Consider the following 24,454-nt stretch of genomic DNA (forward strand, 5'->3'; position numbering starts at 1 on the left):
ATGGGCGGCCGGATCAGGCCCCCTGCAGCCGCAGCCCCCACTGCTGCGTCCACGGCGCGGCCATGGACAGCACCATCATCACCCAGGCCACGGCGGCAAAGCGCCCGGGCCAGGCGGCGGGCGAGCGCCCCTGGCGCAGGGCTGCATGCAGCGCGCAGGCGGACAGCGCGAACGCCATGGGGATGGCCCAGGCCGAGACCCAGGCCAGCACGGGCTGGCGGTCGTCGAAGATGGCCGGGTGGGCCAGGGCGAAGACCATGAGGCAGGCGATCTGGACGGCGGGCTGGCGCAGGTAGCTGGTAACCACCGTGGTGGCGTGGAGGCTGGCGATGGCCTGGGTGGCGGCTGCGGGCTTGCTGTGCATGGATCGGGGCTCCTCGGCGCAATGTAGCAGCGGCGCAGGCGCAAACGCCCGTTCGGGCGGCGTTTGTGGCGAACGGACACGTCGGTTACATCTTGCCCCCGGGGTCGGGCCGTGGACGATTTGGCATCTGTCCTGGACGCTTGGCGCACCCCGGCGGCGGCGGGCTGGCGACACTGGGGTTCCCTGAACCCACCCCCTGTTTGCACCATGCAGATCTCCGTTTACGACACCTATGTGCAGCGCCCCGACGGGCTGCGCATGCATTTCGACATCCTCGTTCCCGCCAGCGTCGGCGACCATGAACAGGTGCTGCAGTACGGGCGGCGCTACCTGGCGGCAAAAGGCTTGGCGGCCAGCGACCTGAAGGCCGAGAAGTGCAGCTTTTGCCACATGCAATCGGCCAGCCCGGCGGTCGAGCAGGAGATCGAATCCATCGGCTTTGCGATCCTGGAGTTGGAGCACTGCGGCTGATCGATCGCCTGCTGCCGCCCCTTGCGATACCCGTGGAGGCGTTGGGGCGAAACTCCGTGGACGGCTTTATATACCAATGGTAAGTTACCATGGGTATATAGCAATCCAATGGAGTTTCACCATGCACGCACTCATCGTCGTCGCGCACCCCCATCCCGCTTCCCTGACCCATGCCGTGGCCGCCCAGGTGGCGCAGGGCGTTGCCAGCGCGGGCTTGCCCGGCCCGCAGCACACCACGGAGATCGCCGACCTGGCGGCCGAGGGGTTCGACCCGCGCTTCACCGCTGCCGACCTGGCGCTGCACTTGAAGCAGGCCCCGGCGCCCGCCGACGTGGCGGCCGAGCAGCTGCGGCTGGACAAGGCCGATGCGCTGGTGCTGGTGTACCCCGTGTACTGGTGGTCCTTTCCGGCACTGCTCAAGGGCTGGATCGACCGGGTCCTGACCCAGGGTTATGCCTATGAGGAAGGGGAGGATGGCCAGCTCACCAAGAAGCTCGGCCATCTGCAGGTGCACCTGTTGGGCATCGGCGGGGCCGGTGGCGGCACCTACGAGCGGCACGGCTATGCGGGCGCGATGGCCACCCAGATCGATCACGGCATCTTCGGCTACTGTGGCGCGCGCGTGGCCAGCTCCAGGCTGCTGCTACAGTCGCACGACAAGGAGTTCGCGGCCTCGCACCTCACGGCCGCGCAGGCGCTGGGCCGCAGCCTGTTCGCCCCATCTCCGTAAGTTCCCTGGAGCCCATGCCCCGCACGCCGCCTGCCGCCCCGCCGCCCGAGCCCGCACCCCGCCGCCGCATGGCGCGGCACGAGCGCGCGCGCCAGCTGCTCGATGTGGCCTGGGCGCTGCTGCGTGCCGAGGGCGCCGATGCGCTCAGCCTGGGCCGCCTGGCCGAGGAGGCCGGCGTGACCAAGCCCGTGGTGTACGACCACTTCGGCACGCGCGAGGGCTTGCTGGCCGCGCTGTACCAGGACTTCGATGTGCGCCAGACGGCGGTCATGGACGCCGCCATCGCCGCCGCGCGACCCACCCTCAAGGACAAGGCCGGTGCCATCGCCGCGGCCTATGTGCGCTGCGTGCTGACGCAGGGGCGCGAGATCCCGCAGGTGCTGGCCGCGCTGCAGGGCTCGCCCGAGATGGCGGCCGTCAAGCGCCAGTACCAGGAGGCCTTCATCGCCAGGTGCCTGGACATCCTGTCGCCGTTCGCAGGGGCCGGGGGGCTGGCGCGCGCCGGCATGTGGGCCGTGCTGGGCGCGGCCGATGCGCTGTCGGATGCCGCCGTGGGCGGTGACATCGGTGCCGAGGCGGCGCAGGCCGAGCTGTTCGAGACCATCGTGGCGATCGTCCGGCGCAGCCGGTGACAGATGGCGCTGGACGGCACGAGGGCGCGGCGGATCGGCTCGGTAGGGGTTCTCACGATTGCTTCACGCTCGCCGTGGCGTAATCTGCGATGGCTGCAGCCATCGACCGGGTGCAAGGGGGCAGACAACAAGGCAGGGTCCGCGCGCTGGATGGGAGCATCCCGCCAGGAGACCATCGGCAGGCATGCGGGGACGCGCACCCGGGTGATTCGGCAAGGGCACATATGGGCAATGAACGGGTGCTGCTGGTGGAGGACAGCCGTGATCTGGCGGCGCTGGTGTACGAGGCGCTGGAGGATGCCGGCTTCGAGCCCGACCATGCGGCCGACGGCGAGGAAGCCCTCAGGCTGGCGCGCAGCGCATCGCCGCCCTACGACGCGGTGGTGCTGGACGTGGGCCTGCCGCGCATCAACGGCTTTGACGTGTGCGCGCGGCTGCGTGGCGAGGGCTTTCGCGCACCCATCCTCATGATGACCGCGCAGGGCTGCGCCGAGGACGTGGTGCGCGGGCTCGAAGGCGGATCGGACGACTACATCGTCAAGCCCTTCGAGATGCGGGTGCTGATCGCCCGCGTGCGCGCCGGCATCCGCCGCTACCTGTGCATGCCCGACCATGCGGGCGTGGTGCGCTCGCCTGCGCTCACGCTCGACCTCAACCGCCACCAGGTCTCGGTGGCCCGCAGCGGCGGCCAGTTCACCATCACCCCGCTGCAGACCCGGCTGCTGGAGATGCTGCTGCGCCACGCGCCCCGCGTCGTCACGCGCCATGAGCTGGAGAAGGCCCTGTGGAGCGACGACGAGCGCCCCTCGGCCGACGCGCTGCGGGCGCACATCTACCAGTTGCGCCAGCTCATGGACAAGGCCGGCGCCGGCGGCATGATCCAGACCCAGGGCAAGCGCGGCTACTGCATCGAGGCGCCGGCATGCGACTGAAGGCGCGCACGCTCTTCACCCGCATGTGGCACACGCTGGTCGGGCTGATGCTGGCCAGCTTCGTGGTCAACGCCGTGCTCGTCACCGCCACGCTGCAGCTGGGCAGCGAGGCCCAGACCGAGCGCCGCCTGGCGCGCATCGGCGAGTACTGGGCGGCCCAGGGGCCAGCCGCCGAGCCCGTGCAGATCGACCCCGTGACCTTCTTCTACCCGCGCTACGAGCTGCTGCCGCAGGAGATCCGGGCCATGCTGGCACCGGGTGAGCGCGGCATCTTCGAGCTCGGGCCGCGCGCGCGCGACTACTTCGTGCTGGCCCACCAGGAGGCCGCGGGCGAGCCCTTCTACGTGGTGGAGAACCACTCCGAGGTCAAGCCGCAGGAGACGCTGGAGTGGCAGGTGTTCTCGTGGTACGCCATGGGCATCATCCCCTTCACCGGCCTGCTGCTGTGGCTGTGCGCGCGCGTGGCACGGCGCATTGCGGCGCCCATCGCGCAGATCGGCATGCAGGTCGATGCCCGGCCGCCGCAGAGCCTGGAACCCTTGCCGCTGCCCGAGGGCGCGCCGCACGAGTTGGCGGTGCTGGTGGGCCAGCTCAACAGTGCCTTCCAGCGCACGGCCGACGTGCTGGAGCGCGAGCGCAATTTTGCGCGCTTTGCCAGCCACGAGCTGCGCACGCCCGCGGCGGTGATGCAGGCCGTGCTCGAGCGCCTGGCCGACGGGGCGAGCGAACGCCAGCAGACCGCCCTGCAGCGCGGCGAGCGGGCACTGCGCGACATGAATGCCCTGATCGAGACCTTCCTGAAACTCTCGCTGGAAGCGGGGGGTGCGGGTGCCACGGCTGCTGCGCCCGTGGTGGTGGACCAGGCCTGGGTCACGGAGCTGTTCACGCACTTCTACGGGCCCGAGAAGGCCGGGCGGATCGCCGTGAACGAGCTCGCCCCGCTGCGCCTGGCGGCGCCCGAGACCGTGCTGCACGTGCTCGTCGGCAACCTGCTCAAGAACGCCGTGGCGCACGGCGGCGAGCCGCCCATCGCCGTCACGCTGAGCGCGACCGCCATCACCGTGGAGAACACGCTGGCGCCCGAGCCGCAGGAGGGCTTCGGCCTGGGCTGCCTGATCGCGCAGCGCATCTGCGATCGCTTCGGCTGGACCTTCGTGCTGCAGATCGGGCCGCAGTCCGCGCTGGCCCGCGTCACCGTGCCGGCGCTGCCGGTGCCCGCATCCCTGCGCTGAGCGCGCACCGGCGCCGGGCCCGCGCAAGGCCTGCAGGCAGCCCGCGTGCAGGGCTCACGGTTGCTTCACGCACACGCTGCTGAAATCCACCCCTGTTTCAACATGAGGTGGATGCAATGCGCGTACGCAAGATCATTGGCGCGGCCCTGGGCGGGCTGCTGGTACTGACCTTCCTGGCATGGTTCTATGCCATCAGCCAGAAGGAGCCGCCCGCGACCTCGCGCTACCTGGAGATGAACGAGCGCATCGAAGGCGCGCGCCTGGGCGCCGTGGCCGTGGCGCCAGCCAGCGAGGCGCTGACCTTTGCGCGCTATCGCACGCCGCAGGGCCTGCGCCTGGTGCGGGTGGAGCGCTACGAGAACGGCCAGGTCACCGGGGTGGACATCAGCGCCCTGCAAAAGCCCGGCAGCGTGCCCGACCCCATCACCCTGTGGTCGCAGTCGAGCTACGAGGCCATCGCCAGCCAGGCGGGGCCCGCCGTGTCGCTGGACGCTGCGCAGCTGGTGCTGCCCTTTGACGGCACCGAGGCCCAGATCGCCATGGGCGGAACCTACCGCGAGCATGCCAAGGAGACCACGCTGGAGAAGCCCTTCGTCTTCCCCAAGCTGCGGCCGGCTCAGCCCTGGAATGCGCCCGTGCCGGTGGCGGGGGCGCTGCTGGACTACGAGATCGAGCTGGGCTTCGTCGCGCTGCGCCCGGTGGCGCAGGGGGCCAGCAAGGAGAGCTATGGGCTGGTGCTGGCATCGGACTACACCGACCGCGCGGTGATGCTGCGCGAGATCGACCTGTCGGACACGCACTCGGGCGAAGGCTTCTCGCGCGCCAAGTCGCTGGCACCCATGCCCGTGGGGGCGCTGTTCGTGGTGCCGAGCGACCTGCGCAGCTTCTACAAGAAGCTGGACATGCGACTGTACGTCAACGGCCGGCTGCGGCAGATCGCCCTGCCCAAGGACCTCACCTGGGACATCGACCAGATGGTGCAGGAGTCGTTCTCGCGCCGCAACCGGCTGTACCGCTACGGCGAGGGCCAGGCCCGGCTGCCCATCGGCGAGCAGGGCATCCCGGCGCGCACGCTGGTGCTGTCGGGCACCACGGACGGCGTGGCCTTTCGCCCGCCCTCGGGCCGCCAGCTGTTCATCGGCGTGGTGGAGTGGCTGGCCAGCCTGCGCTGGGCCAACCCGCGCCTGGTGGTCGAGCGCTCGCTGACCGAGGCGCGCAACGACAAGACCCACCTGCAGCCCGGCGACACCGTGCTGATGCGGGCCGACTACCTGGGCTTTCTGGCCAACCCCATCGTGCCCTGAGCCCCCGGGCGCACTCCGGGGCCCGCTGCCCCGGTCCATCCAAGAACAACGCAGGAGACAAGACCATGAACTTTCGCCGCTGGATCACCCGCGCCGCCGCCGCCGCCGCCACCCTGGCCGGGCTGCTGATGTGTGCCACCGCCACCGCCCACGCCGAGACGGTGCGCATTGCGATGATCGAAACCTTCTCGGGGGCCTTTGCACCCCTGGGGCAGAACCAGCTGAGCACCCTGCGCATGGCCACCGAGATGGCCAATACCCAGCGCTGGGCGGGCAGGCACAGCTTCGAGGTGACGCCCTTCGACGGCAAGGGCAGCCCGCAGGAGTCGCTGGTGCAGCTCAAGCTGGCCATCGACCAGGGCTTTCGCATCATCGCGCAGGGAAATGGCTCGGGCGTGGCAGCGGCGCTGATCGAAGCGGTCAACAAGCACAACGAGCGCAACCCGGGCAAGGAGGTGGTGTTCCTGAACTACCAGGCCATCGACCCGGACCTGACCAACAGCCGCTGCAGCTTCTGGCACTTTCGCTTCGATGCCAACTCGGACATGAAGATGGAGGCGCTGACCTCCTACATGGCCAAGGACGCTGGCATCCGCAAGGTCTACCTGATCAACCAGAACTACTCGCACGGCCACCAGGTCACCAAGGCCGCCAAGGAGTTGCTCAAGCGCAAGCGGCCCGATGTGCAGATCGTCGGTGACGACCTGCACCCCATTGCCACGGTGAAGGATTTCTCGCCCTACGTGGCCAAGATCCGCGCCTCGGGGGCGGACACCATCATCACCGGCAACTGGGGCACCGACCTGGCGCTGTTGATCAAGGCGGCGCTGGAGTCGGACCTGAAGGCGCAGTTCTACACCTACTACGCGGCCTCCTCGGGCGTGCCCACGGCCATGGGCTCGGCGGCCGCGGGCAGCACCCGGCAGATCTCCTACTGGACACCGAACAACGAGACCTTTGCCGGCAAGGACCTGGCCGAGGCCTTTCGCCGCCAGCACGGCGACGACCTGGTCGCCATCGGCATCCACACCATGGTGCAGATGCTGGCCCGGGCGATCAGCAGCGCAGACAGCCTGGAGCCGCTGCGCATCGCCTACGCGCTGGAGGGCATGAAGTTCAAGGCGGTGAATGGCGAGGTGGAGATGCGCGCGGGCGACCACCAGCTGCTGCAGCCGCTGTACATCTCCACCTGGTCCAGGGTGGACGGCAAGAAGGTGCAGGTGGAGCAGGAGAAGACCGGCCACGGCTGGCGCCTGGATGCCCGGCTCGACGCCTACGTCGCCTCGCAGCCGCACTCCTGCCAGATGCGCCGCCCGGCCCGTGCCGGCTGACGCGGCCGGCCCAACCCCGCACCCGCCCGGAGGTCCCTTGGAGTTCGCACTCGTCACCCTGCTCAACGGCCTGAGCTACGGCCTGATCCTGTTCATGCTGTCCGCCGGCTTCACGCTCATCTTCAGCATGATGGGCGTGCTCAACTTCGCCCACGCCAGCTTCTACATGCTGGGGGCCTACTTCGCCTACGAGATCAGCCGGCGCGCCGGGTTCTGGGCCGCCCTCGGCCTGGCGCCGCTGCTGGCCGGCGCACTCGGGGCGCTGGTCGAGCGCTTCGGCCTGCGCGCGGTGCACCGCTTTGGCCATGTGGCCGAGCTGCTGCTGACCTTCGGCCTGTCCTTCGTGGTGGTCGAGGCGGTGCAACTGGTCTGGGGGCGTGCGGCCGTGCCCTATGCCATACCCGATGCGCTGCAGGGCGCGCTGTTCAAGGTCTACAACACCAGCTTCCCGGCCTACCGGGCCTTCATGATGCTGGTGGCCGTGCTGATGATGCTGGCGCTGGTGCTGGGGCTGCGCAGGACGCGCTTCGGTCTGGTCATCCAGGCGGCGCTGTCCCAGCCGCAGATGCTGCAGGCGCTGGGCCACGACGTGCCACGCGTGTTCATGGCGGCCTTTGCCGGCGGCTGCGCGCTCGCCGGCCTGGCCGGTGCCATCGCCGGCAATGCCTTCATCACCGAGCCCCACATGGCGGCCACGGTGGGCAGCATCATCTTCGTGATCGTCGTCGTGGGCGGGCTGGGCTCGCTGGCGGGGGCGCTGCTGGCGTCGCTGCTCATCGGGGTGGTGCAGACCTTTGCCGTGTCCATCGACCATTCGCCGGCCACGCTGCTGGCCGCCGTGGGCTACACGGTGCAGGCCTCCACCCCGGCCCATGCCGTGCTGCGCACCACCGTGTCCGACCTGGCCCCCGTGCTGCCCTACCTGCTGCTGGTGCTGGTGCTCGTCGTGCGACCCCGGGGGCTGCTGGGCACCCGCGAACTGTGACCCGGGAGATCCGACATGGCCTTGTTTTCGACCCCCATCACCCCCACCGCACCGCCGGTCTCCCCCGTGGCCGCTGGCGCCCTGCGTGCGCCCCCCAGGCTGCCATGGCGCCTGCCGCTGCCCTGGCTGCTGTTTGCCGCCGCCCTGGTCTGCGCACCGCTGCTGCTGCGCGGCCCGGTGGCCCTGTCGCTGCTCACGCAGATGGCCACCGTGGCGCTGTTCGGCCTGTCGTACAACATGCTGCTGGGGCAGGGGGGCATGCTCTCCTTCGGCCATGCGGTGTATGCGGGCCTGGGCGCGTATGTCGCCGCGCATGCGATGAACCTGGGCGCGGCGGGCACCATCCCGCTGCCGGTGGTGGCCGTGCCACTGGTCGGCGGCGTGGCGGGCATGGTGTTCGGCCTGCTGTTCGGCTACCTGTCGACCAAGAAGGCGGGCACCACCTTCTCGATGATCACGCTGGGCATCGTGGAGCTGGTGTTCGCCTGCGCGCTGATGTTCCCGGGCTTTTTCGGGGGCGAGGGCGGCATCTCCACCAACCGCGTGTACGGCGCGGTGCCGCTGGGGCTCAATTTCGCGCCACAGCTGCAGGTGTATGGCCTGGCGGCGGCCTGGCTGTTCGTGTGCGCGGCCGCGATGTACGGCTTCACCCAGTCGCCGCTGGGCAAGATCATCAATGCGGTGCGCGACAACCCCGAGCGCGTGGCCTTCATCGGCTACGACCCGCGCTGGGCGCGCTACCTCACGCTGGTGGTCTCCAGCCTGTTCGCAGGCGTTTCGGGGGCGCTGTCGGCCATCAACTTCGAGATCGTCACGGCCGAGAACGTGGGCGCCGCGCGCTCGGGGGCGATCCTGCTGTTCACCTTCATCGGCGGGGTGGGCTATTTCTTCGGCCCGGTGCTGGGCGCCGTCATCGGCGTGGCCGCCACGGTGCTGCTGTCCGAGGTCACGCAGGCCTGGCAGCTCTACCTGGGGGTGTTCTTCATCCTCACGGTGATGTTCGTGCCGGGGGGCGCGGCCGAGCTGCTGGCCGGCATGGGCCGGCATCTGGCGGGGGGCAGCTGGCGGCGCACCGGGCCGGCCTTTGCCTTGTTGCTGGCGGCACTGGCCTGGCTGGCCACGGCCTTCGTGGCGCTGGTGGAGACGGTGTACCAGGCCTCGCTGGGCCCGATGGGCGCGCTGCCCAGGGGCCTGGCGGCGCTGCAGGGGCCGGCCGGCTGGATCGCCATCGGCACCGCGCTCGCCCTGGGCCTGTTCGCGGTGGCGCGTGCCCATGCGGCGCTGCGCGAAGCCCTGGCGTGCGAGGCGGCCGGCGCGGCGCGCGCAAGCGGGGAGGGCGCATGAGCACGAACCACAGCAACAACCACTGCGTGCTGGAGCTCACGGACCTGCGCAAGGCCTTCGGCAAGACCGAGATCATCCGCGGCGCATCGCTGGCGGTGAACGAGGGGGAGCGCTTTGCCATCATCGGCCCCAACGGCGCGGGCAAGTCGACCCTGTTCAACCTGGTGAGCGGCCGTCTCGCCGCCTCGTCGGGCCAAGTCCTGCTGCATGGCCGGCCCATCCAGCAGCTGCCGCCCTTCGAGATCCACCGCCGCGGGCTGGCCCGCAGCTTCCAGGTGTCGAACCTGTTCCACCGCATGACGGTGTACGAGAACCTGCGCTGCGCAGTGCTGTGGTCCAGCGGCCAGGGCTATGCGTTCTGGCGCAGCATCCACCGCTTGCGCGAGGTGCACGAGCGCGTCGAGGCGATGCTGGAGCTGACACGCATGGCGCCGCAGCGCCACACCCTGGCAGGCGAGCTGACCTATGCCGGGCAGCGCGCGCTGGAGATCGGGCTCACCGTGGCCGGGGGCGCCCAGGTGATCCTGCTGGACGAGCCCACGGCCGGCATGAGCCGCTGGGAGTCCGAAGCCGCGGTGGAGCTGATCCGCGAGGTCACGCGTGGGCGCACCCTGCTGATGGTGGAGCACGACATGGCCGTGGTCTACGGCCTGGCCGACCGCATTGCCGTGCTGGTGTATGGCGAGGTGATCGCCTGTGGCAGCCCGGCTGAGATCCGCGACAACCCCCGCGTGCAGGAGGCCTACCTGGGCACGCCTGCCACCGCTGCCGCGGGCGCCGCGGCAACCACCATCGCGACGGAGGCCTGAATGCCGCTGCTTGAGATCGAATCGCTGCACGCCTACTACGGCAAGAGCCATGTGCTGCACGGCGTGGACCTGTGCGTGGCGCCGGGCGAGATCGTCGGCCTGCTCGGGCGCAACGGGGTGGGGCGCTCCACCCTGGTCAAGGCCGTCATGGGCCAGGTGCGGGCCACGGGGTCGGTGCGCTTTCGCGGAGCCGAGGTGCAGGGCCTGGCACCGCACCGCATCGCGCACCTGGGCATCGGCTACGTGCCCGAGACGCGCGACGTCTTTGCCAGCCTCAGCGTGCAGGAGAACCTGCTGCTGGGCTGCAAGCGCGGCCGGCCATCGGAGCGCTGGTCGCTGGAGGACATGTACGGCATGTTCCCCCGCCTGCACGAGCGCCGCGCCACGCCGGCCGGCGTGCTCTCCGGCGGCGAGCAGCAGATGCTGACCCTGTGCCGCACGCTGATGGGCGACCCGGCGCTGATCATGATCGACGAGCCCACCGAGGGGCTGGCGCCCCAGGTGGTCGAGCAGGTGGCCGGCTACCTGCGGCGCCTGCAGGAGCGCGGCCTGGCCGTGCTGCTGGTGGAGCAGAAGCTGGCCATTGCGCTGCGCATCGCCACGCGCGTCTGCGTGATGGGGCACGGCGCCATCGTCTACCAGGGCACGCCCGCCGAACTGCAGGCCAACGCCCCGGTGCGCAGGGAATGGCTGGAGGTCTAGGGCATGCACGGCATCCACGATTTACACGACGGAGACACCATGGCAGAACAATGGAGCAGCGGTAGTGCAGCGGACTCGGTGGACCAGGCCCTGGCACCTGCGGGCCTGGCGCATGCCGGCGCGACCGCGTTTTCGGCACTGCGGGCGGACGGGGCCTGCGCCCGGCTGACCTATGCGCAGGTGCAGGCGCTGTCGGACGCGTTTGCCTCCTGGCTGCTGGGCAACCCGCTGCTGCGCGCAGGGGATGTGGTGGCGATCCAGCTGCCCAACCTGCTGCACTACCCGGTGGCCGTGCTCGGGGCCTGGAAGGCCGCGATGGTGGTGAGCAATGTCAACCCGCTGTACACCGCGCGCGAGCTGCAGGCCCAGCTGGAGAACTGCCGGGCGAAGGTGCTGGTGGCCGGCGAGCCGGCCCTGGCCGGTGCTACTGCCGTGGCCCAGGCGCTGGGCGTGCAGCTGCTGGTGGCGGGTGCGCACGACTTCTTCGTGGCCGCGCCCGCGGGGGCGTCGGCGGCGCCGGCACCCGGCTCCTTCGTGGCTGCGCTGGAGCAGGGGCGTGCGCCCGGCCTGCGCACCGGGCGGCGCAGCCGCGTGGCGCTGTACCAGTACACCGGCGGCACCACCGGGCGCAGCAAGGGGGCGGCGCTCACCCACGCCAACCTGCTGGCCGTGCTGCGCATGACCGGGGACTTCATGGAGTCGCACGGCATCGGGCTGCGCCCGTCGGACACGGTGCTCACGGTGCTGCCGATGTACCACATCTTCGCCTTCGTGATGAACTTCCTGAGCTTCTACCGCGCGGGTGCGCACGCCGTGCTGATGGCCAGCCCGCGGCCGCTGGCGAACCTGCGGCCGGCGTTCGAGGGCTTTCCCATCACCTGGATGTCGGGCGTCGACACGCTGTACGCCGGCCTGCTGGCCGAGCCCTGGTTCCGCGCGCACCGTCACACGCTGCGCTACGCCATGTCGGGCGGCATGGCCCTGCGGCCGGCCACGGGCGAGGCCTGGCGCGCCAGCGTCTGCCCGGTGCTGGAGGGCTATGGCCTCACCGAGACCAGTTGCATCGTGGCGATGAACCCGCCGGCCGAGCCCTACCGCGCGGGATCGGTGGGGCTGGCGCTGCCGGGCAGCGAGGTCATGGCCGTGGATGCCGATGGCCGCGCGCTGCCGGCCGGCCAGCCCGGCGAGCTGCTGGTGAGGGGCTCGCACGTGATGCAGGGCTACCTCGATGCGCCCGCCGAGACCCAGGGCGCGCTGGACCCCGGTGGCTGGCTGCGCACCGGCGACATCGCGGTGATCGGGGAGGACGGGTACATCCGCATCGTCGACCGCAAGAAGGACATGGTGCTGGTCTCGGGGTTCAACGTCTACCCCAACGAGGTGGAGGACGCCATGGCCGAGCACCCCGCGGTGGCCGAGGTCGCGGTGATCGGCGTGCCGGACGAGGCCACGGGCGAAGCCTTGCAGGCCTTTGTCGTCGCGCGCGACCCGGCGCCTGGTGCCGAGGAGCTCATCGCCCACTGCCGTGCCCGGCTCACGGCCTACAAGGTGCCCAAGCGCATCCGCTTCGTGCCGGCGCTGCCCAAGTCGCCCGTGGGCAAGGTGCTGCGCGCGCAGCTGCGGGCGGCGCCATGGCAGACCGATCTGCAGACCGATCCACCAGCCCCGCTGCCGAAGCACCCCACTGCACAACCTGAATGACGCAAGAGGCCCTTTCCATGCACGACAACACCACTTTCCAGCCCCACCTGCTGCGCGGCAAGACCGCGCTGATCACCGGGGGCGGCAGCGGCATCAACCGGCAGATTGCCGCGACCTATGCCGCCGCCGGCGCGGCCGTGGCCATCGTGGGCCGGGATGGCGACAAGGCTGCCCGGGCCGCGCGCGAGATCGAGGCCGCAGGGGGCCGCGCCATCGGGCTGGCGGCCGACGTGCGCCACTACGATGCCTTGCGTGCGGTGGCCGAGCAGGCCCACGCATGGGCCGGGCCGCTCGACATCGTGGTGGCGGGCGCGGCAGGCAACTTTGTGGCCACGGCCACGGGCATGAGCGCCAACGGCTTTCGCGCCGTGGTGGACACCGACCTGGTGGGCACCTTCAACACGGTGCGCGCGGCCCACGACTTCCTGCGCAAGCCCAGCGCGCTGGTGCTGGCCATCTCTGCCGTGCAATCGACCCTGCCGACCTATGCGCAGGCCCATGTGTGTGCCGCCAAGGCGGGCATCGACATGCTGGTGCGCTCCCTGGCGGTCGAGTGGGGAGAGCAAGGCATCCGCTGCGTGGGCATCGCCCCCGGGCCCGTGGCCGATACGGTGGGCATGGAGAAGCTCGCGCCCCATGGCCAGGCCAGCTGGGCGCGGCTGCTCGAGGGCATTCCCGCAGGCCGGGGCGCCAGCCGCCAGGAGATCGCCGACCTGGCGCTGTTCCTGGCCAGCCCGTCGGCCCAGTACATCAATGGGGTGATCATCCCGATCGACGGGGGATTCAGCTGCCTGGGCTCGCTGGCCTTCGGCCAGATGCTGCGCGACTCGGTGCGGGAGGCGCAGCAGGCGCTGTAGGGGGTGCCGGGCAGGGCCTGGCCGCTGCGTTGCAGGCGCTTGCAAAGAGGGCCTGCACAAAAGCCCGCCTGCCGTTACCATGCGGGCGCCGCGGGCAGACTTTGCCAGAGCGCGGCCGCCCCCCCACCGACGACAGGACCCCTGCCATGCAACAACGCCCCCTGGGAGCCCATGGGCCCCTGACCTCCGCCATCGGCCTGGGCTGCATGGGCATGAGCGAGTTCTACGGCGCGAGCGATGACGACAGCTCGCTGCGCACCCTGGCGCGTGCGCTGGAGCTGGGCGTGACCCACTTCGATACCGCCGACACTTATGGCCTGGGCCACAACGAATCGCTGCTGGGCCGCTTCATCGCCAGTGCCGGGTCCGCAGCCCGCGCGCGCATGCAGGTGGCCACCAAGTTCGGCATCGTGCGCCAGGCCGGGCAGTACGAGCGGCGCATCGACAACTCGCCTGCCTATGTGCGATCGGCCTGCGAGGCGTCGCTCAAGCGCCTGGGCGTGGAGCGCATCGACCTGTACTACTGCCACCGGCGCAACCCCGATGTGCCCATCGAGGAGGTGGTGGGCGCCATGGCCGATCTGGTGGCGGCCGGCAAGGTCGGGGCCATCGGCCTGTCGGAAGTGTCTGCCGACAGCCTGCGCCGCGCCCATGCGGTGCACCCGATTGCAGCGCTGCAGAGCGAGTATTCGCTGTGGAGCCGCGGGCCCGAGGACGGCATGCTGGCGCTGTGCGCCGAGCTGGGCACGGCCTTTGTCGCCTACAGCCCGCTGGGCCGCGCCTTTCTCACCGGCACCGTGGACGTGAAGGCGCTGGCGGACAACGATTTTCGCAAGAACAACCCGCGCTTCGTGGGCGATGCCGAGGCCGCCAACCGGCAGCTGGTGCAGGCGCTCGATGCGTTTGCGCGCGCGCGTGGGTTGGCCAGTTCGCAGATTGCGCTGGCGTGGCTGCTGGTCAGCCACCCGCATGTGCTGCCGATCCCGGGCACGCGGCGCATTGCATACCTGGAAAGCAATGCCCATGCGGCCGAGGTGGCACTGAGCCCCGCCGAGGTGGCCGAGCTGGACCGCTTGTTCGACCCCGCCAAGGTGACTGGCGCGCGCTACCCGGATGCCGGCTTTGTCGGCATTGAGGGGTGATGTGGTGCGCCATGCGGCGGCACTGCTTCTGGCCATGGTGACCGGCGGCGCGCACGCTGCCGATGAGGGCGTGCCGGCCGAGCCGGTCCGGCCCTGGATCGACCCCGTGGTGAGCGCCGGGTTCGAGCGCATCGTGGCGCGCTGCCGGTTCATCTACACACAGCCCTTGCGGCCGCTGCAGCGGGTGATGCTGCTCAAGGGCGACGACGCGCCCGCCACCTACGCGCTGGCGGGCATGTCGCACGACCTGGTGATGACCTCGCACCCGGTGCGGCCCTTCCTGGGCCGGATGATGCTGCGCTACGCCCTGGTGCTCAAGGATCCACCCGCGGATGCGCAGGCGCAGGCCGAGGAGGCCAAGTTCGGCACGCGCATCGTCGAGACGTTGGACTTTGCCTGGCAGGACCGGCGCTGGGTGTTCCGCGGGGTGTCTGCAGTGCTGGTCACGGGCGAACACGACCGCCCCGGCCTGCCGGTGGTGGACAGGACGCCCGCCGAGGGCAGGGCGGCGCATGCGCTGGCGCTGAAGGCCTGCCTGGGTGGGCTCTGAGGCCTAGGGTTTGGTGGCCACAGCGGCCGGCCCGTCGTAGTTCGCCTCACGGTCCATGGCCGGCATGGCCACGCCGGTGTCGGCCGCGGTGCCGGTGGCGGGTTCTTCCGGTGGCTCCTTGCGCGCTGCCAGCGAGGCCTTGCGCCAGCCGCCGTAGCGGTAGTACAGCACCGCCAGCAGCACCGAGGTGATGGAGCCCAGCGGAAAGCTCCACCAGATCGCCTCGGCGCCCCAGGTGCCCTGCAGTGCGCTGGCGAACGGCACACGCACCAGCAGCATGGAGATGAACAAGATGATGAGCGGCGGCAGCACCGCGCCCGTGGCCCGCACCACGCCGAAGAGCACGATGGTCACCCCGAACAGCACGAAGGACCAGGCCGCCACATTGTTGATGTGCACCGCCACGGCCACGGCGCCGCTGTCGCCCGGCAGGAACAGGCCCAGCGCGGTGCGGTCGGCCGCGTAGAGCGCCAGCACCAGCGCACCCGTGAGCAGCAGGTTGAACAGCACGCCCACGCGCGCGATCTGCTCCACCCGGTCCCAGCGGCCCGCGCCCACGTTCTGCGCGGCCATGGACGACACGGCGGCGCCCGTGGCCAGCGCGGGCATCTGCACATAGGTCCACAGCTGCGCGGCCACGCCATAGGCCGCCGCAGTGTGCACGCCGTAGCCATTGACCAGGCCCATCATGACGAGGGCCGCCGACGAGATCACGATCATCTGCAGCCCCATGGGCACGCCCTTGACCACGATGGTGCGCAACAGCTGCGGCCGGGGCCGAAAGTGCGCAAGCTCGTGCCGGCCCGGCAGCAGTGGGTGCTGGCGCCGCGCCAGCAGCACCAGCAGGCCGGCAAAGCTGATGCCCTGCGCCAGCAGCGTGGCCAGGGCCGAGCCCGCGATGCCCATGGCCGGCAGCGGCCCCGCGCCGCGGATCAGCAGCGGGTTGAGCACCACGTCGATCGCCACCGACAGGGCCATGAACCAGAACGGCGTGCGCGAGTCGCCCGAGCCGCGCAGCACCGCCATGGCGAAGGCAAACGAGTTCATGATCGGCACCGCCACGAAGATCACGCGCAGGTAGGCCACGGCCGAGGGCAGGGCGGCTTCGGGCGTCTTGAGCAGGCCCAGGATCTCGGGCGTCCAGACCCAACCCGCCGCCGCGATCAGCGCCGATACGGCCAGGAAGAACGTGGCGCCCGTGCCCACCACGCACTTGGCGCGCTCGATGTCGCGCGCGCCATAGGCCTGCCCGATGAGGATGGTGGCCGCCATGGACACGCCGAACACCGCACCCAGCAGCAAAAAGAGCACCAGGTTGGCGTTGGAGGTGGCCGTGAGCGCCTCTTCGCCCAGCAGGTTGCCGATCCAGATGGCATTGACCGAGCCGTTGAGCGACTGCAGCACGTTGGAGCCCAGCACCGGCAGCGCAAAGGCGATCAGCGTGCGGGCGATGGGGCCCTGGGTCAGGTCGCGTTGCGGGGCTCGGCGGGGAGGTGGGGTGTTCATGGCGGGGCGTGGTGTGGCGTTCGGGCAGTCTACGTGCTGGCGCGCCGCCTTGGGTAGGACGGCGCCGCCATGGCTCCCAGGCAAGCTTCTGCCCCGGGGGTATCTTGGTGGCGCGCGCGGGCTGAGGTAGATTGCGCCCAAGAGGAGGAGATGCAGCCCATGGCCCCAACGAACCTGGATGACCCGCTGGCGGATGCGCCAGCGGAGCTGTTGGCGTTTCTGGACCAGGCGGCCAGCCTGCAGTCCCAACCGCTGGGCATTGCGGTGCTGGGTCGCGACGCCTGCCGTGAATACTCGCGGGCCGTGCGCGGCACGGCGTGGGGCGAAGCCCTGGGCCTGGTCGCGTTGGAAGACGCCAACAACTCCATGCCGCACTGCTACGTGGTGCGCGGCCCTGCGGCCGGCATGGTGCTGCAGTTCAATCGCGTGGACGGGCAATCACTGCGCTACCCGAGCCTTGCCGCCTTTGCGTCGGCCCTGCGGGCGGCATTGGCAGGCGGCACGCACATCGAAGACCTGGCGCCGGCCACCATTCCGCCTTCGGCGCGGCAGGCCGAAGTCGTGGCGCGCCTGCTGGGCGCAATGGCGCCCCGCGCGGACCAGGAAGCGTACGCCGACGCAGCCGCCACGGTGGAGCTGCTGCTGCCCCAGCTCAATCCTGACAACCTGCCTGTGCTGCAAGCGCTCGCCTCGGACACCGATTTCTACATCCGCGAGTACGTGGCCCTGTTCCTCAGGCGCCACGCCCGTCCTGCATACGAAGCCCTGGCCAGCCGCCTGGCCGAGGACGGCCATGGCCAGGTCGCACGGCCGGCAGCCGAAGCAGCCAAGGCGATCCGGCGCATGCTGGGCGAAGCCAGACGAGACGCGATCGCCCGCGCCAGGGCCGGGGCCGTTGATGTCCAAGTGCCCCGCACCTAGTGCGCAGTGGTTTGCGATGCTTTCCATGCAATGGCTCCTCTGGACACTGGCTGCAGCCGCGCTGCTCGCGCTGGGCTACTGTGCCACCATCGCCATCACTTTCTGGTCCGGCTTCCAGTTCAAGCGCTGCCCTGTCTGTCACAGCCGGAGGTCGCAGTTCCTTCGCTACGGCCGTCTGCATGCGGAGGAAGCCTTCAGCATCCATCGCTGCAAATCCTGCCTGGCCCGGTTCGTCATCGCGGATGGTGCAAGCCATCGGTTCGAGGGGAGCAAGTGGGCTCAAGAGGCTCCTCCATCCACGTGAGGCAAGCCGCAGCTTGCTGCTATTCCGACAGGGGGCTCTGCTGCCTGGCCGCCGGGTGCCTGCAGCCATGTTGATCGGTGCAGCAATCCGATGGGGTCGCCGCACAATCCCCGTCCATTCCCTGTGAAGACAATCGCAAATGGTCTTTTACGAACTCATCGCCAGAGATCCTCAGTTGAGCTGCGCCCTGTTCTCCGAGGACGACCCTCGTGGCAGGCGCGTGGTGCGCCAGCAGTACAGGCCGTTCGTCTGTCCGAGGTGTGGAAAAGTCGATGAGCTCCATGCGCTGGCGCAGGCCGGGGTGCCGCAGATGAAGTTCAGCTCGGGCAGGAATGTCGTCTCCACTTCGGACGACTTCAAGCTGTGCAACCAGCGATTCATCGATGGGCTCGAGGCCGCAGGCATCACCGGTCTGGCGTATCTTCCTCTGGATTCGCCACAGGGCTACTTCGTCGTGTTGCCAACCGCTCGTGCAAGCGTGGACGAGCCGACGGCGGGCATGGTGACCCATGGCGAGCGCTGTGTTCTGTGCGCAAGGTGGCGGGAGACCACGGTCGGGCCCCTGTGCGAGAGCATCGAGAAGCCGCCGGATGAACGGGCCATTTTTTCGCCCGCAGTCTGGTCCGAGTCGATCCTGGGAGTGCGCCCCATGTTTCTCTGTGCAGCGCCGGTGGCCAAGGCGATGTCGTCGCAGAAGTTCAGCGGCCTGGAGTTGGCCAGGGCGTTCTGACCCCATGCGGGCATGGGCAGCTACCTGGAATGCCCTCCAACCAATGCCGAGGCCGTGTGATGGATGGCACCAGGCCCGGTGTGGTGGGGGAGGAGCGCGCCAATGGCACGGCCCGCAATGGGAGTCCGGCAGGTGCGTATTTCGGTCGCTGCTGGACAGTGGGGGCGAATTGACCTGGACAGCGGTAACGGCGGGAACTGGACACAGAGATCGGCTCTCGTGTGCATTTCCAGGTCGCTGACGATGAGCATCTGTTCGGCTCGTCTAGTCGCCTTCTTGGGTGATACAGGGCACTGCTGCGCCCAGCTAGACTTCCGCTATCGGCCAGGAGCGGCCGTTCAGACGTTAGAAGAAATCTCGTCAGGAGCAGACACTGATTCCGTCTGTAGTTCGGCGAGAAAATACAACGGGGAGGGTTGGATCCGAATGATTCGAAGGTTGAAGAATCTTGCCGCGCTCGAATGGCCTGGGCCGCCGGAATGCGCGCATTGGTTGTTGCAGCTTGCTGCACCTTTGTCACCCAGATCCCTGCGCAGACCGTCCCAGCGCTTGAATTTGGAGCCGCCGCTCAACTTGGTGAAGCGCCCCCGCAGTTTGTATCGCCTTCAAACCGAGAAGTCCAGTGGCGACCCACATCCGCCCCAATGGACCCAGCCAAATCACGTACATTGATGAACTCTGTCGCAAGAGATAGAGGTCGGCATCGACGATGCGTATTCATTCTTCGCTCCAAAACCCAAGTCACAACCAACAGCACGAACTTCAATCCTCATGAAAAAAAATACTTCCTTTCTCGGCCGCGCACTAGCAGTTATTGGATGCCTGGTCGTACTCTCTGGCTGTGCATCGATGTCGACTACCAAGTCTGAGCCCATCGCAAACGGATCCAAAATCTTGATCATGCCTTCACGCGACGTTGTACAAGGGGGGAAAGCCCATGCGCAAGGAGCAGGAAGTGGTAAAAATCTCCAAGTGGCAGTGCACCGCGAACTCAGTACCCTGTCTCAATTCAAGGCGACACCCTTCGAAGCGAATGAAAAACTCAATCACTCTGCGAGCATCGTTAAATCAGACGCCCTGGAAGCGGGCAAGAGCGCTGCGGCCGATTACGTGCTTATCCTGGACCTCGGTGAATTCAGAAACGCTGCGCCAATGACTTTTCGATCTGACTTCGTGACACTCCAAAGTGGTTCGCTCGTCCGCGTGAGCGATGGCAAGGAAACGTGGGTTTTGAATAGCCCAGTGGTCTTGGAAAAATCCAACATAGGAAATCATTTGATCTTGATTGACAACCTCGCCAAGTTGGTGTCCGAGTCCATTCTTCGGTAGTAGCCCACGGTGCTTTGCACTGTTCAATTTCAATTTTTTGTCCGGCGATGCAAAGAACAGCGCTAGTGTGCTGTCCCGCAAAGAGGTGGCAAAACTAAAACCGATGGATTTCGCGCCATGGCAAGGCGCAAACCGCAGCGATAGCTCGTGCTATCGCGAGGATTTGCAACGCAGCCATGGTGTGAAAGACGCGGTTTTAGTACCACCTATTTGCGGGACAGCACACTAGCTGCATATCGCTGGCCATAAGCAATCCGGGAATGCGAAATGGGTATGGTGCGCACGTTCGAAGGGCTCTGATAGGCTTGTAGAGCAAGACTGTCAGAGGGTTTCGCAAAGCTGGGAGTTGCTTTGAGGCAAAATCGAACTCAATCACTGCACACCTTCTTGGCAATTCCTCTTTCGGGCCTTTGGCGTCCATGTGGCAGGCGCCAGCTGCTATGGTTTTGCAGCATTGCATCGCTTCGGTGGCGCAGTGCTTTTTCGTGGATGGCGCACGTCTTCAAACATGGCCGTTCGGCGGCTTGGACAACTGTCAACTTCTCCTGTTGCTGAAGGACTGCTCCGGGCGCATTGCCGACTCTCGCCTCATCCCCGAACCAGTCGTTCAATTCGCGCACGGTGAGTGACCGCTTCCGAGTATCAGCGTCCGGCGGCTATGGGCCCAAAACCGCCGTTGGGGAACGCCATCCGGACGCTGCCATTGGTTTGTTGTCCACTGGCTCGAAATCCCGTGCCCTTTGGAATCTCTGTCACAGCTACTGGCAAGCTATAGTTGGCCGAATTGACATCTGCCGGTTTTATCGGATTTTCTGCCTGGCTTTTAAAAAGGCCATCACCTGCAAACCTATACTGCAAGCCAATTCCAGGAGGAACAAGTGCCTACAGTATTTCGCGCAATCCAGTTATCCCATAGGTTTTTCGGTATAAATCACTACGTTAGCCCTTATGAACCGTTTCCTCATCGTACTCATTTCTAGCTTCCTTCTTGTAGGCACATGTCATGCAGAAGAAAATTCAGAGGAACAGCTGGGACCTAATAAGTGGCCAGTGACAGTTGAAGCAACTGTAAAGGACATACTCTCCACCATGTCGGAACAGAGTAGGAAGACTGTTCGGGACACACCGGAACGAGACCTCATCAGGTTCCACAGGGGTTGGGGAACAGGAATTCGAAACCATTACGGCCTATGGCGCGGAAATCGCAGTCTCTTGGAGAACGCTTGTGGAAAGGACTGCCATCCAGACGAGGCGTCTATGGTCATCATCAAAGCCGTATGGCGACGGCTCCAAGACAAAGGTTAGCCCCTCGGTCGAGCTGACCCATTCCAGGAAGCTTCAATGGGAGGCTCCGCGCAGCCGTAGTTCACGAAGAGCGATACACCGAGAAGATTCGAGAACGATTTGCATCAGTAGCGCCGTGAAGTGAATTTCCGCTTCTGGCCGCTGCTCGACCGTCGAGCTATCCAATCATGGCGATGAAATCGCGGACGCTGGCCGCGATCTTGAGGTCAGCGCCGAGCTTGTGGTCCCAGTGGCGAACCGAGCCATCGCAGTGCCTCAAAAAGAAGTTCCCGCTCTCATCGGCACCGATGATGCACGCCTCTTTTCCGCGCCACCATGAGGCACGAAGCGGACGCCACTCGCTTTCAGGGATGAGCAGCACTACAAAAACTTCCCTCTCGCCGATTCGCACACGGTTTCCGCCGAGTAGCGCTTTCACTGACACGGAAGATACATCTTCAGATTTCATGAGCAGGCGAGGCAGTGGGGGAGATACTCAAACGTCCGCTTCGGGCCGATGGCCGTCATCGTAGCAGTGGCAAGGACATGCTCACGGAGGACCCGCAAACCTACGTCAGTCCAGCCCGCTCGCCGCAGATTGGTCAAGTGACAAGCTTGGCATATCCGGTCAACGTGTGTCCGCAGTGCCCGCCTTCGTGAGAAGGCTCTGGAGCTTCTTCCACCCGCGCCTTGGGATCGACGGATGGTGCGATCAGTAGGACTTCCCACTTTTTGGGTGCCGGAAGGTTTGCGCCTTCGAGAAAACGATGAAGTCGAGCCAAGCAATATCGGGCTTGCTCCCCCTCAGGCCGGCTGACACTTGCTGCTCACATTGCAAGGCCGGCTGGACATGGTGAGGCTGATCGTCGAATGCAAGAAAGACAGGAAGACGCTGGTTCGGTCAGCCGTTGTCGCGGCCGACAAAGGCCATGAGGAGGTCGCGCTGTATTGGCTGAACGTGCTGGATGCCGGCCGCAAGAAGGGCAGTACCCAGGGCTATCCATACCACGTCGTCATTCCAGCGGCTGAACGCGGCCTGATGAAGGTCGTCGGCCGTGTCCTGGCGCAAGAGTCGCGCACGCTGCACCTCGTCAACCACAACAAGACCCCGCTCGCCATGGCGTGCAAAAGCAATCAGCTCGAACGGGTGGCGCAACTGATTGCCATGGGGCCGACGGGTGGCCATGGCGCTGATGTTCCTTGCGCCTGCCATTGAACTCGCCAGGAGCCTTGGTCACACTGCGGTCGTTGGCTGGCTGTCAGGGGGGCGCGAGGCGGCGAGGCCTGGGTGAGGGCTTGCGCAGCGGGGCACTTCAGACGAACGACGCGTTCTCTTCCGCCAGCGAACGGGTGTGGTCCATCCAACAGGCCCTATTCAGCGGTCTGAAGAATAGGCGCTTGGCAGGATGGCGCGCTGCCACCCACCGGCGGATGGCCGGAGGGGCCACGGCTCGCGCTGCAGGCCGCGGCATCGTAGTGGCCCAGCAGCACGGGCAGGCCGGCAGCGGACATGATGGCGGTGGGGGCCCGGGTTGCGGTGGCGGCGGGCGTTGTGGTGGTTGTCGTCGTTGTCGTTGCCACCGGCGGCGGGGCGGCAGGGCCGTCACCGCTGACGGTGTCGACGGGATCGGGAGCGCTGCGGGTGTTCCAGGTGGTCGCGGCATAGCCGGCTGCGTACTTGGGCATGTCGACGTCGATGGCGCCCTGGTAGGTCATGAGCGCGGCGCCGCTGAGCTGGCGCACATAGAGCCACTGGCCCTGGTCGGTGCTACCGCCCTTGGCATCGAGCTGGCCGCCCATGAAGCGCAGGCTGCCGCTGCCATCGTGCACGACCAACTGCTCCTCATCTTCCTTGACCAGGCGAGAGAACAAGGCCTCGACATGCTTGCCCGTCCTGGCGGCCTGGTATTCCGCATCGCTCAGTGCGGCCAGGCGGACAGGTTCCTTGCCATACCTCAGCACGAAGGCCGATTGGGTGGCCAGGGGTGCGTACCCCGAGAGCAGCAACGAGCGCGTCCCTGCGGGAATGAAGATCTTGAACTCTCTGTGCTGTTGCAGTTGGGCACCCGTGAATTCGGGCAGCGGCAGCGAGCCGCCGCCCGGGAAGGCGCAGCCGCCCGTGCCGAAACCGATGGCGCAGCCTGTCACGCCGGTCGGGGCGTACTGCTGCTTGAACCCGACTTTGGTGTCGAAGGTGTATTGGTAGCTGCCGGCGGCGGGTGGGAGTGGCGTTTTGTGCGGGAGCTGGTGTATCGACAGAAAGTTTGCAGCCTGTGCAAACGTGCTGAACACCGCCAAAAATGCAAAAGACAGATACCTCATTGAAAACACTCCAGAAATAATACGCTGCCCGCCCCTTGCCGGCCCCACCCGGGGCATGAACCGACACCCTTGGCATGGGACCTCTTTCCGTTGCAAAAAGCAACATCGGGGCGCTGAAGCGGCGCAGGGTACCCGAGGTGGCGTGGGCAGGGGGCCGGCCCAGGCAGATGAATCCCCTCGGTTCGCAGGGTCACCCGCCGCATGGAGCCCCTCGGCGTGCTCTGTCGTGCGCTGCCGCTGTAACATTTTGTGGCATGTGAAGGGCCGCGCTGCGAAAAATGGGGGATGGACGCAGGGCCCAGGACTGGGCATGCTGCGCTGTGCTTCAGACAGCCCCTGCGCGCGGGTGGTGCTGCCCTGCGGCAAGGTGGCGCCACCGCCGGCGCCCGATTGCGGGCCGGCGTTTTTCTTTCTTTCTTTGCTTGTTTTGGCCAGCCCTATCTATTCACTTTTTGAAAGGCGTATCGCAATGACTTTCCTGGCAGTGTTGACAACAGACCGCCGCTTGCCGTCCAGGCCGCTGGCTTCGCTTCGCAGCATGGCGTTGAAGGCCGGTCTCGCGTGCACCCTGGTGGCGGCAGCGGCCGGGGCCCACGCGGCCACGGTCTTGAAGTTTGCCACCGGTGCGTCGAATTCGGCCGCCATCCTGAGCGATGGAACGCTCTGGACCTGGGGCAACAACATGAACGGGCAGTTGGGCAACGGCACCTCCGTCAGCGCGGAAAAGCCGGTTCGGGTGGGCACCGGCTTCACCCAGGTGCAGGTGGGCAGCCGCTACATGGTGGCGCTCAAGGCCGATGGCAGCTTGTGGATGTGGGGCCACGCGGTGCTCAAGGACCGGGAGTTCTACGAAACCGCGCCGGTGCAGATCGGCAGCGGCTTTGACAAGCTGCTCACGTCCGACACCGCCGCCAAGGCCGATGGCAGTGTCTGGTTCTGGGGCGAGTCCAAGCTCGTCTACAGCGCGCCCGC

Annotated in this window: 26 protein-coding genes and 1 pseudogene; 23 read left to right on the top strand and 4 right to left on the bottom strand. The window is 67.5% G+C overall.

Features of this window, described 5'->3' with window-relative positions; genetic code table 11:
• Positions 1–13: 13 nt before the first annotated feature.
• Positions 14–364, bottom strand: coding sequence for a hypothetical protein (locus PMI14_RS30745; RefSeq protein WP_007861189.1), 351 nt, complete (start codon positions 362–364; stop codon positions 14–16).
• 207 nt (positions 365–571) lie between these two features.
• On the opposite strand from PMI14_RS30745, the gene PMI14_RS30750 reads away from it, so the two are divergent.
• The 15 genes from PMI14_RS30750 (at position 572) to PMI14_RS30820 (ending at position 15,086) form a co-directional block, all read left to right on the top strand.
• The gene (locus tag PMI14_RS30750) at positions 572–835 is read left to right on the top strand and encodes a DUF2024 family protein (protein WP_007861191.1); all 264 of its coding nucleotides are present in this window, start codon (positions 572–574) and stop codon (positions 833–835) included.
• Between the two features lie 121 nt (positions 836–956).
• Entirely contained in the window at positions 957–1,565 is a 609-nt protein-coding gene (locus PMI14_RS30755; RefSeq protein WP_007861195.1) for an NAD(P)H-dependent oxidoreductase, read from the top strand.
• Between the two features lie 14 nt (positions 1,566–1,579).
• Positions 1,580–2,197, top strand: a complete 618-nt coding sequence (locus PMI14_RS30760) for a TetR/AcrR family transcriptional regulator (protein ID WP_007861196.1) — start codon at positions 1,580–1,582, stop codon at positions 2,195–2,197.
• A gap of 224 nt (positions 2,198–2,421) precedes the next feature.
• The gene (locus tag PMI14_RS30765; RefSeq protein ID WP_007861198.1) at positions 2,422–3,129 is read left to right on the top strand and encodes a response regulator transcription factor; all 708 of its coding nucleotides are present in this window, start codon (positions 2,422–2,424) and stop codon (positions 3,127–3,129) included.
• A complete protein-coding gene (locus PMI14_RS30770; protein WP_007861199.1) occupies positions 3,120–4,361 on the top strand; it encodes a HAMP domain-containing sensor histidine kinase in 1,242 nt (413 codons plus the stop codon). Before PMI14_RS30765 ends, PMI14_RS30770 begins: the two co-directional genes overlap by 10 nt.
• Before the next feature lie 116 nt (positions 4,362–4,477).
• Entirely contained in the window at positions 4,478–5,665 is a 1,188-nt protein-coding gene (locus tag PMI14_RS33880; RefSeq protein WP_007861201.1) for a fumarylacetoacetate hydrolase family protein, read from the top strand.
• Positions 5,666–5,730: 65 nt separating this feature from the next.
• Positions 5,731–6,996, top strand: coding sequence for a branched-chain amino acid ABC transporter substrate-binding protein (locus PMI14_RS30780; protein WP_007861202.1), 1,266 nt, complete (start codon positions 5,731–5,733; stop codon positions 6,994–6,996).
• 94 nt (positions 6,997–7,090) lie between these two features.
• Positions 7,091–7,981 (top strand): branched-chain amino acid ABC transporter permease, encoded by an 891-nt coding sequence (locus tag PMI14_RS30785; RefSeq protein WP_238541935.1) that lies wholly within the window; start codon positions 7,091–7,093, stop codon positions 7,979–7,981.
• Positions 7,982–7,996: 15 nt separating this feature from the next.
• Positions 7,997–9,325: a branched-chain amino acid ABC transporter permease gene (locus PMI14_RS30790; protein WP_007861204.1), complete on the top strand. Its 1,329-nt coding sequence runs from the start codon at positions 7,997–7,999 to the stop codon at positions 9,323–9,325.
• Positions 9,322–10,134, top strand: a complete 813-nt coding sequence (locus PMI14_RS30795) for an ABC transporter ATP-binding protein (protein ID WP_007861205.1) — start codon at positions 9,322–9,324, stop codon at positions 10,132–10,134. The genes PMI14_RS30790 and PMI14_RS30795 overlap by 4 nt, the downstream gene beginning before the upstream one ends.
• Complete coding sequence (locus PMI14_RS30800; protein WP_007861206.1) at positions 10,135–10,836, top strand: ABC transporter ATP-binding protein; 702 nt, start codon at positions 10,135–10,137, stop codon at positions 10,834–10,836.
• A gap of 39 nt (positions 10,837–10,875) precedes the next feature.
• Positions 10,876–12,537: an AMP-binding protein gene (locus PMI14_RS30805; protein WP_199234354.1), complete on the top strand. Its 1,662-nt coding sequence runs from the start codon at positions 10,876–10,878 to the stop codon at positions 12,535–12,537.
• Between the two features lie 17 nt (positions 12,538–12,554).
• A complete protein-coding gene (locus PMI14_RS30810; RefSeq protein ID WP_007861210.1) occupies positions 12,555–13,394 on the top strand; it encodes an SDR family oxidoreductase in 840 nt (279 codons plus the stop codon).
• 146 nt (positions 13,395–13,540) lie between these two features.
• Positions 13,541–14,536, top strand: coding sequence for an aldo/keto reductase (locus tag PMI14_RS30815; protein WP_007861211.1), 996 nt, complete (start codon positions 13,541–13,543; stop codon positions 14,534–14,536).
• Positions 14,517–15,086, top strand: coding sequence for a hypothetical protein (locus tag PMI14_RS30820; protein WP_146187929.1), 570 nt, complete (start codon positions 14,517–14,519; stop codon positions 15,084–15,086). The genes PMI14_RS30815 and PMI14_RS30820 overlap by 20 nt, the downstream gene beginning before the upstream one ends.
• Positions 15,087–15,089: 3 nt before the next feature.
• On the opposite strand, the gene PMI14_RS30825 is transcribed toward PMI14_RS30820, so the two are convergent.
• Positions 15,090–16,592, bottom strand: a complete 1,503-nt coding sequence (locus tag PMI14_RS30825; protein WP_007861216.1) for an MATE family efflux transporter — start codon at positions 16,590–16,592, stop codon at positions 15,090–15,092.
• Positions 16,593–16,751: 159 nt separating this feature from the next.
• Between PMI14_RS30825 and PMI14_RS30830 the strand changes: the two genes are divergently transcribed.
• The 6 genes from PMI14_RS30830 to PMI14_RS35950 all read left to right on the top strand — a co-directional run bounded on the left by PMI14_RS30830 (position 16,752) and on the right by PMI14_RS35950 (position 21,181).
• Entirely contained in the window at positions 16,752–17,513 is a 762-nt protein-coding gene (locus tag PMI14_RS30830; protein WP_007861218.1) for a hypothetical protein, read from the top strand.
• A gap of 25 nt (positions 17,514–17,538) precedes the next feature.
• Positions 17,539–17,817 carry a hypothetical protein gene (locus PMI14_RS30835; RefSeq protein WP_035206359.1) on the top strand — a complete coding sequence of 93 codons (279 nt, stop codon included), beginning with the start codon at positions 17,539–17,541 and terminating at the stop codon, positions 17,815–17,817.
• A gap of 139 nt (positions 17,818–17,956) precedes the next feature.
• Positions 17,957–18,547 carry a hypothetical protein gene (locus tag PMI14_RS30840; RefSeq protein ID WP_007861222.1) on the top strand — a complete coding sequence of 197 codons (591 nt, stop codon included), beginning with the start codon at positions 17,957–17,959 and terminating at the stop codon, positions 18,545–18,547.
• 900 nt (positions 18,548–19,447) lie between these two features.
• Entirely contained in the window at positions 19,448–19,876 is a 429-nt protein-coding gene (locus PMI14_RS35200) for a hypothetical protein (protein WP_146187930.1), read from the top strand.
• 387 nt (positions 19,877–20,263) lie between these two features.
• Positions 20,264–20,431, top strand: coding sequence for a DUF1010 domain-containing protein (locus PMI14_RS35945; RefSeq protein WP_157405920.1), 168 nt, complete (start codon positions 20,264–20,266; stop codon positions 20,429–20,431).
• 393 nt (positions 20,432–20,824) lie between these two features.
• A complete protein-coding gene (locus PMI14_RS35950; RefSeq protein ID WP_369751530.1) occupies positions 20,825–21,181 on the top strand; it encodes a DUF6794 domain-containing protein in 357 nt (118 codons plus the stop codon).
• Between the two features lie 157 nt (positions 21,182–21,338).
• Here the strand turns inward: PMI14_RS35950 and PMI14_RS30850 are convergent, their stop codons facing one another.
• Positions 21,339–21,629 (bottom strand): SMI1/KNR4 family protein, encoded by a 291-nt coding sequence (locus tag PMI14_RS30850; protein WP_146187931.1) that lies wholly within the window; start codon positions 21,627–21,629, stop codon positions 21,339–21,341.
• A gap of 351 nt (positions 21,630–21,980) precedes the next feature.
• Here PMI14_RS30850 and PMI14_RS30855 point away from each other — a divergent pair, with 351 nt between their 5' ends.
• Complete coding sequence (locus PMI14_RS30855; RefSeq protein ID WP_035206362.1) at positions 21,981–22,376, top strand: hypothetical protein; 396 nt, start codon at positions 21,981–21,983, stop codon at positions 22,374–22,376.
• A gap of 155 nt (positions 22,377–22,531) precedes the next feature.
• On the opposite strand, the gene PMI14_RS30860 is transcribed toward PMI14_RS30855, so the two are convergent.
• A complete protein-coding gene (locus PMI14_RS30860) occupies positions 22,532–23,482 on the bottom strand; it encodes a hypothetical protein (RefSeq protein WP_007861226.1) in 951 nt (316 codons plus the stop codon).
• A gap of 538 nt (positions 23,483–24,020) precedes the next feature.
• On the opposite strand from PMI14_RS30860, the pseudogene PMI14_RS35285 reads away from it, so the two are divergent.
• Positions 24,021–24,454 (top strand): annotated as a pseudogene (locus PMI14_RS35285) (hypothetical protein); the annotation flags it as partial.

This window comes from Acidovorax sp. CF316 (assembly GCF_000276605.1).
Lineage (GTDB): Bacteria > Pseudomonadota > Gammaproteobacteria > Burkholderiales > Burkholderiaceae_C > Acidovorax.